The sequence below is a fragment of the Spongiactinospora gelatinilytica genome (genome assembly GCF_003236385.1).
Lineage (GTDB): Bacteria > Actinomycetota > Actinomycetes > Streptosporangiales > Streptosporangiaceae > Spongiactinospora > Spongiactinospora gelatinilytica.
On the sequence record NZ_POUA01000284.1, the window covers coordinates 1 to 10,341 of the forward strand.

The 10,341-nt window shown below is 72.4% G+C and carries 10 protein-coding genes; 3 read left to right on the plus strand and 7 right to left on the minus strand.

Going from position 1 to position 10,341, the window contains the following annotated elements:
* The 5 genes from C1I98_RS28165 to C1I98_RS44445 all read right to left on the minus strand — a co-directional run.
* On the minus strand, positions 1-1,432 hold a 1,432-nt coding region (locus tag C1I98_RS28165), incomplete at its 3' end, for a CHAP domain-containing protein (RefSeq protein WP_146607665.1).
* A 322-nt stretch (positions 1,433-1,754) separates the two neighbouring features.
* Positions 1,755-2,849, minus strand: a complete 1,095-nt coding sequence (locus C1I98_RS28170) for a sialidase family protein (protein WP_111170431.1) — start codon at positions 2,847-2,849, stop codon at positions 1,755-1,757.
* A gap of 45 nt (positions 2,850-2,894) precedes the next feature.
* The gene (locus C1I98_RS28175; RefSeq protein ID WP_111170432.1) at positions 2,895-4,904 is read right to left on the minus strand and encodes a serine/threonine-protein kinase; all 2,010 of its coding nucleotides are present in this window, start codon (positions 4,902-4,904) and stop codon (positions 2,895-2,897) included.
* Positions 4,905-5,131: 227 nt separating this feature from the next.
* The gene (locus tag C1I98_RS44440; RefSeq protein WP_233508261.1) at positions 5,132-5,332 is read right to left on the minus strand and encodes a DUF397 domain-containing protein; all 201 of its coding nucleotides are present in this window, start codon (positions 5,330-5,332) and stop codon (positions 5,132-5,134) included.
* A gap of 20 nt (positions 5,333-5,352) precedes the next feature.
* On the minus strand, positions 5,353-6,198 hold the full coding sequence (locus tag C1I98_RS44445; RefSeq protein WP_158558215.1) for a helix-turn-helix domain-containing protein: 846 nt from the start codon (positions 6,196-6,198) through the stop codon (positions 5,353-5,355).
* 119 nt (positions 6,199-6,317) lie between these two features.
* Between C1I98_RS44445 and C1I98_RS28190 the strand changes: the two genes are divergently transcribed.
* Positions 6,318-6,755 carry an ATP-binding protein gene (locus tag C1I98_RS28190; protein ID WP_111170435.1) on the plus strand — a complete coding sequence of 146 codons (438 nt, stop codon included), beginning with the start codon at positions 6,318-6,320 and terminating at the stop codon, positions 6,753-6,755.
* Between the two features lie 12 nt (positions 6,756-6,767).
* On the opposite strand, the gene C1I98_RS28195 is transcribed toward C1I98_RS28190, so the two are convergent.
* Positions 6,768-7,424: a MerR family transcriptional regulator gene (locus tag C1I98_RS28195; protein WP_111170436.1), complete on the minus strand. Its 657-nt coding sequence runs from the start codon at positions 7,422-7,424 to the stop codon at positions 6,768-6,770.
* 15 nt (positions 7,425-7,439) lie between these two features.
* A complete protein-coding gene (locus C1I98_RS28200; protein WP_158558216.1) occupies positions 7,440-8,471 on the minus strand; it encodes an N-acetylglucosamine kinase in 1,032 nt (343 codons plus the stop codon).
* Between the two features lie 91 nt (positions 8,472-8,562).
* On the opposite strand from C1I98_RS28200, the gene C1I98_RS28205 reads away from it, so the two are divergent.
* Both C1I98_RS28205 and C1I98_RS28210 read left to right on the plus strand, forming a co-directional pair.
* The gene (locus C1I98_RS28205) at positions 8,563-9,441 is read left to right on the plus strand and encodes a MurR/RpiR family transcriptional regulator (protein WP_111170438.1); all 879 of its coding nucleotides are present in this window, start codon (positions 8,563-8,565) and stop codon (positions 9,439-9,441) included.
* Positions 9,425-10,210 (plus strand): sugar isomerase domain-containing protein, encoded by a 786-nt coding sequence (locus tag C1I98_RS28210; protein WP_233508262.1) that lies wholly within the window; start codon positions 9,425-9,427, stop codon positions 10,208-10,210. The genes C1I98_RS28205 and C1I98_RS28210 overlap by 17 nt, the downstream gene beginning before the upstream one ends.
* The last annotated feature ends 131 nt before the right edge of the window (positions 10,211-10,341 follow it).

The window sequence follows — 10,341 nt, forward strand, 5'->3', positions numbered from 1 at the left end:
GTGCCATGGTGGCCGAGTGGAACCAGTTCCAGTCGGGGTGCCGGTCGGCGGGGAGCGGGGAGCGCGGGCTTGGTACGGGACGGTGGCGGCGGCCCCTGGGCTTCTGCTCGGGCACGGCCGGGGTCGCGTGCTCGCCGGACGGCACGATCCTGCGCCGCCGCCCCCGGTACGGCGTGTGCCGCTCCTCTCCCGTCGGTGCCTCTCCGGCCGCATGCCTTCCCAGCGACAGCGCCTGGACGTCGTGGGCGATGATCAGGTCGGGGTGGGCGGCGTGGCGGCCCCGGGTGCGAGACGTACGGGTGGCGCGCCCGCTCGCCGTACGCGTCGGCTCGCCCATGGCGGAGGCGTGCCGGGCCGCGGAAGGGGCGTGCCGCAGGGCAGGTGCCGCCGCCAAGGCGGGCCCGGGGCTCTCCAGTGGCGTGGCGGCGCTCTCGCTCGGGCGAACGGTGAGCCCGCCAGCGGCCTGTACCCGGAGCCGGCGGGATCGGGCGTGGGCGAGGAGACCGATGGCGGCCAGGAGTACCGGGGCGAGGAGTACCGGGGCGAGGAGTACCGGGCTGCTCAGGTCCGGCAGGGGCGACTGGAGCACGCTCGGGGCCGAGAGCGGCGAGCCGGTGAGCGGGGCCGTGTCGGGAAGGACCTTGGCCCGCGGCGCGGGCTCGGGTGCGGATGAGCGTGCGGGCGCCGCGCGGTCGTCGTCGGCCGGAGCGCCGTCGTCCTTCCGCGACCGCGGCGAGGCGGCCGGAACCGGCTTTTCCGCGGCCGCCTTGTGCTCGTCGCCCTTGAGGGGCTTGCTGGGCGCCCGGGACTCCCGTGCCGCGGCCTCGCCGCGTGCCGGTTCGAGCGGCCGGGGCGAGATGAGCCGGGCCGCGATGTCGGGCGCGACGTTCACCTGCGGTCCTTGCGGCATCGCCGCGTCCTGTCCCGCCTGGCCGAGTACGGAGTCCGGCGGCATCACCGGGGCCTCCAGGCCCTCCTTGACCTTCTCCGGGTACCCGTACCCGACGACCTTGTCCTGGTCGCGCTTCTTGCGCTTGGCGACCCCGCCGTCGATGTTGCCCTCGATGGCGAGGATCTTGCGGCCCTTGACCCCGGTGACCACACCCACGTGGTCGATCCCGCCGATCTTCTTCCCGCCGCTCCAGTCGTAGAAGACGAGGGCGCCCCGCTCCGGCTTGGTGCCGAACGCGCCCTGCTTCTCGAACCACCGCGCGTGCGAGGGGGTCCACGCGAACTGCCCGACCCACTCCTGGTAGCCGAGTTTCTCGGCCGTCCAGGAGATGTACATGTCGCACCAGGGCTGGGCGCTGTAGTCGGCGTCGGATTCGACGGAGTTGTACCAGGCGCCGAACTTGGTGTGGCCGCCCTTCTTCTCGGCGTAACCGAGCTGTTTCTCAAGGAGCTTGATGAACTTTTCGGTCTCAGGGCTCATCTATGTATGGGGGACCTGCCGGACAGCCTGCGGGCATGGTCGCGCCGCCCTCGCGACCGGGCTGTACGGAGGTCGGGTCGATCGATGGCGCGTTCGCGCGGGCCGATCGCGGGGGAACCGATCGGTACGCGCGTGGCGGCACCACAGGTCAGAGTCTTCCGTGACGACGGAGACTACCTGCGAGTAACGGGAGGTCAAACCATCGCAAAGGGATCGGCAAGCGACGGTCGATCCCCGCGAGCCGCTTAGCCGCAGGTCGAGCGGCGTTCCCCTTTGCCCTAAACTTGAGGGATATGTGATGTAAATCAACCTTTGAGGCGACTTAGCGGATCATGTCCGCTATCGGGATCGCCGCGAAGGTGATCGTGGCGTAGGGCCCGGAATCGCCGGTCTCGTACAGCAATCCGACCGTCTCCCGGTCCACCGCCACGAGGTCGGAGTAGGCCGCGGGCAGGCTGGAGAGCGTGTGCGCGTCCCGCCAGGTCCGGCCGGCGTCCTCGCTGGCGCGGATCGTCATCCGCGCCCGCGAATCGGGATCGGCCGGGCCGGAGAAGAGCAGCACCTCGGGGTCGGGCCACTGCAGCACGCTGCCCTCCACCACCGGCCCGACCAGCCCTTCCTGCGCTCGGAAGGGGGCTTCGAGGGTCTGCCCGCCGTCGGAGGAGTAGGCGTCGGCGCGGGTGCCGGGCGCGGTCGAGTCGGTACGGGTGTTCAGGTAGATCCGGCCGTCGGGGAGTTCGGCCGCGGTGGTCTCGTTGACGTTGATGCGGCCGTCCGGATCATCGTCCAGGTAGCCGAGCGTCCACGTTTCGCCGTCGTCGTCGCTGAGCAGGCCGTGGCCGCCGTCGTACTTGCCCTCGGCCCCGGTGTCGCCCTTCGCGGGCGGCAGGGAGTGGTTGCCGGGGACCACGATCCGCCCGGCGTGCGTCCCGGCCCGGAGTTCGAGCGCGTGGCCCGGCGTGGTCGCGTACCACCGCCACTCCCGGCGCTTGACGCTCGTGGTGATCTCCCGGGGCGGCGACCAGGTCACGCCGTCGTCCTCGCTGCGCTGGACGTAGACGCGGCGGCCCTCCTCGGCCTTGACCTGGCCCCTGCGGATCTTCTGTTCGGTGGCGGAGGCCGCGTTCTGGACGGTGACGAGCACGATCGGGCCGCCCGCGGTCACCACCGGCGCGGGGTTGCCCGCCGTACCGCCGCCGTCGCGGGTGGCGACCACCTGCAACGAACCCCAGGTGCGCCCGCCGTCGCCGGACCGTTTGAGCACCAGGTCGATCCGGCCCGTGTCGCCGGCCGAGTCGCGCCGGCCCTCGGCGAACGCGAGCAGCGTCCCCGAGCCGGTCGCGACGATCGCCGGAATGCGATAGGTGTGATAACCCTCGGTACCCGCCCGGAACGGGACAGAGTCAACGACCGCCATCAGGGCCTCCGTACGCGTATGGACGGCTGCTTCGGCGTTTCGACGCTAGCGCCGTCCGGCGGGAGGTGCGACGGCTTTCGCGGAACTCTCATCATCGCCGGGCGGTTCGTCCACCGGGCGCTGATCGGTGGGTGTGGGCTCGTCGGCGCACCGCGGCCCGGTGAGCAGGGCCTCCCGGACCTCGGGGCCGCCCGTGGCCGCCCGGTCGGTGGACACCAGGACGCCGAGATGGGCGCGTTCGCCGCAGGGCACGTCGCCGGGCGGGTTCTTGATCTCCACGGTGTACTCGGTGCGCCCGCGCAGGATCCGGCGATCCGTGTGCAGGGTGCGGGCCGCGTCTTCGCCGTCGCGGCGGGTGTAGGCGACGGTCAGCCGTACCGGGCCGGGACCGTTGGCCGTGACGCGGAGACTGCCCGCCGAACCGTCCCAGGCGACCACCTGCGCCTCGCGTACGGCGGGCGGCGGGCACGCCTGCCCTCGTACGACGGTCGTCCGGGAAGCGGTGCCCCCGCCCGGCACGGCGGTGACGGTCAGCCGCCGGTAGACCGTCGTGTCACACGCCGGCGGGGCGAACGCATGGGCGAGGACGCGGGTATAGGAGCTCGCCCCAGCGAGGGTGAACGTGCGCGGCGGGGCCGTCGTCAGCCGGTCGGGGGCCGGGCCCTCGGCGAACATCGCGGCCACGGTCACGCTGCCCCGGGTGGACGCGGAAAGGCTCAGCGTTCCCCGGCCGCCGTCGAAGGTGCCGATGCGTAGCTCCCTGACCGTGTGCGCGGCGGCCGGGGTGCCGCTGGCGACCACGGGGCGCGGTCCGTTGCGTGCGGGCGTCCGTACGGCCTGCGGGCTCCGTTCGCCCTGGCCGGTGGTGGGCGTGGCCATGCCGCGCGGCTCTTCAACGGGCGGACGCTCGGGGGACTGGCCGCGCGGCTCGCGCGGCGGCGTGGCCAGGAAGGTGTCGGGGGTGCCGTCGGCGGCAAGCAGGATCACGGTGACCGCCGCCGCGGCCATCGCGGCGGCGATGACGAGCCGCGGCCGCGCCCCGGGCACCTGGGGGACCCGGCGCATACGCCGCCGCCCGCCGGCCCCGCCGCGGGGCAGAGCGGGCGAGCCGTCGTCGCGGCGCCGGTCGCCGGGCGCGTGCGAGTCGTGCGGCGGCCCGTCGTCGCGGGAGTGCGGGCCCGCCCCTGTGAGCCTGCCGAACAGCAGTGCGGTTCGTGATGGCCGGCGGCGGCCGGTGGCGGCGTGGGAGCCGGCGGTGCGGGGGAGAGGGCCCGCCAGGGGGAAGCGCAGGGCCAGGGTCGTGGCCAGTTCGGCCAGGTGCCGCCGTCCCCGTTTGTCCCACTCGGGGCCGTAGGCGGCGCGTGCGGCGGTGTCCAGTGCCGTGGCGTGGCCGCCGGCGCTCGCCGGGCGCTGCTCCGGGTCCGCCGAGAGCCCGGCGGTGACCGCTTCCCGGACCGAGCCGGGGACCTTCCGCAGGTTCTCGTCCTGCGGCGGGCCGCCGGTCAGGCACTCCACCAGCGTGCAGGTGACGGCGTGCAGGTCCGCGGCGGCCTCCCCGGCCGCCAGGCCGTCCGGCAGGGGGTACGCCGGAGCGCCCCCGGGCGGCGTCAGCCCGAAGTCGGCGATCTTGACCGTTCCGTCCGCCTGGACCAGGACGTTCTCCGGCTTGAGCGAGCGGTGCGCGATCCCGAGGTCGTGGGTCGTGGCCAGACCCGCGAGGCAGCCGTTTACCAGGGAGAGCGCGGCCTCCGGGCTCATCGTGCGGTGCTCGTCCAAGATCGCGCGCAGCGAGACCCCGTCGACCAGTTCCGTCACCAGGGCCGCGCTCGTCCGCGTCTCGACGTACTCGTGCATCCGCACCACATGCGGGTCGTCCAGCTCGACCAGGTGGCGTGCCTCCTCGCGGAAACGGGCCAGGAACGCGGGATCCGCCCACAGCAGCGGACGCAGGTACCTGATCGCGACATAAGCCCCGGTCGCCGTATATGTCCCCAGAACAACACGTCCGGCCCCGCCACTGCCCAACTCGCGTACTTCCTCATACCCGGATACCATCCGCCCCCCAATCGAGCACTGCGCCACAATTTCGACGGTCTCACCCCGGGGGTCGGTTGTCACGGAAGCCGATATTTAGCTATTTGTCGCTAGACCTAATCGGCACCCGGCGGCTGTCAGAGGTGATCCACAACAGAACCGCCGCCGCCCGCGAGTACGGCGAGCGGCGGCGATTAAAGTGATATGTGTGATCTAAGTGATGCGAGTGATGAGAACCGGTCGCCCGATCAGCGGCCCAGGTCGTACTCCCCGCCCTTGACGCCCGCGACGAACGCCCCCCACTCCGCAGGGGTGAACCGCAGCTCACCGCCACCGGGACGCTTGGAGTCGCGGACGCCGACGGCGCCGCTCGCGACGGAAACCTCCACGCAGTTTCCGCCACCGCTGTAGGAGCTCTTGACCCAGCCTTCTTTCGCGAACTCGTTCACGTGTGCCCTTTCCCAAACGGTTAGACGAGACTGTCTGTCATATCGCGGATCAGATTCGCCGAGTCGCCCGTGTTGAGCGCGGACGCCCGCAGGTGGTCGAACACCAGCGTGGCGCGCCGCGTCTCCTCGGGCTCCTCCAGGTACACGCATCCCATGAGGTGCTCCAGGTAGAGCACGTCCGGGTATCCGTCGAACGTCAGCAGTACGAACGAGCCGTCGATCGCCGCATGCACCCCCGCGGTGAACGGGAGCACCTGGAGCGAAACGTTGGCCAGTTCGCCCAGCTCGAGCAGCCGCCGAAGCTGGGCGCGCATGATGGCCGGGCCGCCGACGACGCGGCGCAGCGCCGCCTCCTCGACGATCTGCCAGACGTTCAGCGGACTGGTGCCGGCGGTCAGCCGTGCCTGCCGCCCGAGCCGTACCCGCACGGCCCGGTCCGCCTCCTCCGAACTCACCTGCCGCGATCCGAGCAGCACGGCGCGGGCGTAGTCCCCGGTCTGGAACAGGCCGGGGATCACTTGCGCGTCGTAGCCGCGATATGTCGCCGCCTCCGCCTCGAAGCCCAGGAACTGGGTGAACCCCGTTTTGAGCACTGCGCGGTAAGGGTGCCACCACCCCTGCCTGCGAGCCTCACGCGCGAGCCGTACCAATTCGGTGCGCTCTTCGGCGGTGACGGTGTAGATCTCGCACAGCTCCATCACCTCGCCCGAGGTGATGCGCATGCGCGCGTTCTCCATCCGGCTGATCTTGGACTGGTCCCAGCCTGCCAGGCGGGCCGCCTGTTCGCCGCTGAGCCCGGCCGCCTCCCGGATGCGCCGGATCTCATGCGCGAGTCGCCTGCCACGAACCGTGGGTACGTAGGCCATTGCTTCTCCGCATAATGTTCCGATTTCCCTTGCGGCACCCGAGCTGCCGCGACAAGGTGTAACCATACGACTACGGAACCTGTACGGGGGCGGGTTTCGCCGAGTCCGAGGGGGAGGCCATGTCCAGGGCAAGGTTGCTGGGATCACTAGACATCCCGGGTACGGCCGCCGCCCCTGCGCACGCGCGGAGCTACCTGCGCACGATCCTCGACCCCACCATGCACGCGCTCGACGCGATCGCCGACGTCACGCTGCTGACCAGCGAATTGGTCACCAACGCGGTCGTCCACACCGCGTCCGGCGACGGTGGGAAGGTGACCGTCAGCGTGATGGAGTTCCCCGGTGGCGGCATCCTGGTTCAGGTCGCCGACGAGGGCGGGCCGACGCGCCCGACCCCGAGGGCGCCCGACGACGAGTTCGACCTGCACGGCCGGGGTCTGCGGCTGGTCGACGCGCTGGCCGTGACATGGGGTCACCAACGCGACGGCGTCGGCACCACCACGTGGTTCATGGTCGACGCGGGCGAGGTGCGGGCCGAGCGGCGGGACGCCTCGTAAGGTCCGATCCGGTCACTCAGAGTGACCGTCGGCCGCCCGCAAAGGACCGAGCAGCCTGCTCGACTCCGACTCCTGGGCCAGCCGGCGCAGTACGTCGAACAGCCGCCCGTACAGCACCGTGCCGATCACCAGATGCTCGACCGCGGCGTCGCGCGGTCCCCCGAACGGCACCCCGGCCAGCTCGTGCTCGGCCAGCGCGTGGGCGGCCCGCGCGTAGGGCCGCAGCGCCTCCGGGTCCGCGGCCATGCCGAGCCGTTCCAGCGTCAGCAGGCTCTGGGCCAGCTCGTCGAGGGTGGGCGCGTTCGGGTTGATCGCCCAGCCGAGGTCGTCGGCCAGCGCGCGGGCCCGGTCGCCGGCGTCGCGCCAGGCGGCCTCGTCGGGGTCGGGCTCGACCTCCGGGCCGAGCGCGTAGTGCGCCGTGCCGAGCATGTCGTGTACCGGCAGGTCCTCGTCCTGCACGGCATCGACCACCTTGCGGATGGCGGCCACCGGCAGCCGGCCCACCTCGATCAGCGCCCGGATCAGCCGGAGTCTGCGCAGGTGGTCCTCGCCGTAGACGGCCCGGGTGGCGGACGTCTGCTCGCCCTGGGGGAGCAGGCCCTCGCGCAGGTAGTACTTGATCGTCGGGATGGGCACCTGCGACCGTGCGCTCAGTTCTGATATCCGCATTGTTGGATAGTAACGCTAACCAATATCTGTGTCGCCGCTGAAGACCCTGCCGGTGAAGGTGTCGTGCGCGGGCGCGTCGCGTTCGCCCAGGACGTCCAGCGCGGCGAGCCAGGCCGCCGCGCCCGCGCCGTCGGCGGCGACCGTGACCGGGGCGTCCCAGCGTTCGCGCAGCAGGGCGAGCACGGCCCGCCGTACCGGACCCTGGCTGGTCAGCACGCTTCCCGCCAGGACGATGGGGGTGTGCGCGCCGGCCGGGCGCACGCTCGCCACCGTGCCGGTGAGCAGCCGCGCCGCCTCCGCCACGATCTCCAGCGCCAGTTCGTCGCCCGCCTCTGCCGCCCGGCTCACCAGCGGGGCCAGCCTGGCCAGCTCGATCGGCGGGCGGGCCTGGGCGGCGGCGATCACCCGGGCCGCCTGCCGCCGGCCGGCGCCGTCGAGCCCGGTGCCGAGGATCGCACGGGTGATCTCGTCGGCCAGCGCCCCGAGCGGGGCCTGCACGGCCACGGCGTGCACGACCCGCTTGGCGGCCTGGTGGCCGATCCAGTAGGCCGATCCGTGATCGCCGAACAGCCAGCCGAGGCCGTCCGCGGCGGCCGTCATCCGGCGGTCGCCGACGGCCGCGGCGATCGCGCCGGTGCCGGCCAGCAGCACGTGACCGTCCGGCTCCGGGGTGCCGGCGGCGAACGCCACCAGGACGTCGTGGGTCGCGGTCACCGGGGTGGCCGTGCCCAGCGCCTCCCAGATCCCGGCGAAGGCCGCCCGCCCCTCGCCCTGTAGCAACGGGCCGATCCCGGAGACCCCGGCCACTCCGCCGAGCACCCGCGGCCTGCCGTACTCCCGCGCGTAGGCGTCCAGCGCCTCGCCCGCCGCGGCGGCCATGGCGGCGCAGGCCACGGAGACCCCGTGCGCGCTGGGGTTGCCGGGGCCTGAAACCCCCCGCGCCAGCCGGGAGCCGTCGAGCGCGGCGGCCACCGCCCGGGTGTTGGAGCCGCCCACGTCCAGGCCGAGCACCACACCTTCTCCAGCGCCGTCCGCAGCGCCTTCCACTGGGCCTTCTTCAGACATGACCACATCCTGGGGCTTGACTCCTGGCGAACGCAAGAATAATTTTCATCCAATCGCCCGAACAGTGAAAGGAATGCTTGTGGCCGGAGGGGTGCTCGGACGCATCCAGACCGAGCTGCCCGGTCTGCCCGAGGCGCTGCGGCGCGTCGGGGAGCTGATCCTCGCCGATCCCGGGGAGGCGGCACGCTCGACGATCATCACGCTCGCCGAGCGGAGCGGCAGCTCTCCCGCGACCGTGACCAGATTTTGCCGGGTGTTCGGCTTCGCCGGATACGCCGAGCTGCGGGTCAGCCTGGCCACCGAGACCGGCAGGGCGGCCCAGGCCAACTGGGGCAGGGGCGTGGGCCGCGACATCGGTCCCACCGACCCGCTGGACACCGCGATCGAGACGATGGCCGCCTCCGACTCGCGGCTGATCCAGGAGACCGCCGCCCAGCTCGACACCGACATGGTGGCCAAGGTGGCCGAGGCCATCGTGGCCGCCCGCCGGGTGCTGCTGTTCGGGGTGTCCATCAGCGGCGCGGTCGCGGGCATGCTGGAGGCGCGGCTGCGCCGGATCAGCATCCCGTGCTGGAGCCACACCGACGCGCACGAGGCGCTGGCCGACGCCTCGCTGCTCGCCGCCCAGGACGTCGCCATCGGCATCTCACACCGGGGCCGCACCCGGGAGGTGCTGGAGGCCCTGGCCGAGGCGGGCGCGCACGGCGCGACGCTGGTCGCGGTGACATCGTTCGCCAGATCGCCGCTCGCCGAGCTGTCGGACCTGGTGCTCACCACCGCGGGCCGGGACATCAAGACCTTCCGCCCGGGCGGGCTGGCCGCCGTCCACTCCCAGCTCTTCGTGCTCGACGCGGTCTACGTCGCAGTCGCCCAGCGCACCTACGAGCGGTCCAGAGACGCCTACGAGCTGACCATCAACGCGGTCGAGAGCCACCGTGTCGAAAGGGGTTGAGAAGATCGTGGACATCGGCGCCGCCGCCTACGTCGAGCAGGTCGAGAGCCTGGTGGGCGAGGTCGCACGGAGCCAGGCCGAGCCGGTACGCCGGGCCGCGGCCGTCATCACCGCCGCACTGCGCGCGGGAGGCGTGGTCAACGCCTTCGGCTCCGGCCACTCCGAGGCCATCGCCATGGAGATCGCCGGCCGCGCGGGCGGGCTCGTCCCGACCAACCGGCTCGCGCTGCGCGACGTCGTCGTCTATGGCGGCGAACCGGTGAGCCTGCTGACCGCCGCCAACGCCCGCGAGCTCGAACGCGACCCCACCATCGCCCAGCGGATCTACGACCTGGCACCGGTGCGGCCGGAGGACGTGTTCGTGCTGATCTCCAGCTCGGGGGTCAACGGCTCGATCGTGGAGCTGGCCGGCATCGTCAAACGGCACGGCCACGAGCTGATCGCGATCACCTCCGTGCGGCACAGCACGGCGATGCCCTCGCGCCACCCGTCCGGGCACAAGCTGCTCGACCTCGCCGACGTGGTGCTCGACAACGGCGCGCCGTACGGCGACGCGGTCATGCCGCTGCCCGGCGGTTCCTCCACCGGCGCGGTCTCCACGATCACCTCGGCGCTGCTCGCGCAGATGGTGGTCGCCGAGGTCGTCAGGGAACTGCTGGAGGCGGGGGAGACGCCGCCCATGTACCGATCGGTCAACGTGGCCGGCGGCGACGAGCACAACCGCGCGCTGGAGGCCCGCTACGCCGGGCGGATCCGCCGGGGCGCCTGAACCACCAGGTCACATCACCACAGGAGGGACCCCACCATGGCACCGACCCCCTTCACCCGGCGCGAGCTGCTGAAGAACGCCGCCCTCGCGGGCATGTTGCTGCCCGCCGCCGGCGCGCTGGCCTCCTGCGC

Bases quoted from the DNA above. Each gene is read 5' to 3' on its own strand.
- C1I98_RS28170 (WP_111170431.1), bottom strand. From the start codon at position 2,849: ATGGCGGTCGTTGACTCTGTCCCGTTCCGGGCGGGTACCGAGGGTTAT.
- C1I98_RS28175 (WP_111170432.1), bottom strand. From the start codon at position 4,904: ATGGTATCCGGGTATGAGGAAGTACGCGAGTTGGGCAGTGGCGGGGCC.
- C1I98_RS44445 (WP_158558215.1), bottom strand. From the start codon at position 6,198: ATGGCCTACGTACCCACGGTTCGTGGCAGGCGACTCGCGCATGAGATC.
- C1I98_RS28190 (WP_111170435.1), top strand. From the start codon at position 6,318: ATGTCCAGGGCAAGGTTGCTGGGATCACTAGACATCCCGGGTACGGCC.
- C1I98_RS28195 (WP_111170436.1), bottom strand. From the start codon at position 7,424: ATGCGGATATCAGAACTGAGCGCACGGTCGCAGGTGCCCATCCCGACG.
- C1I98_RS28205 (WP_111170438.1), top strand. From the start codon at position 8,563: ATGCTTGTGGCCGGAGGGGTGCTCGGACGCATCCAGACCGAGCTGCCC.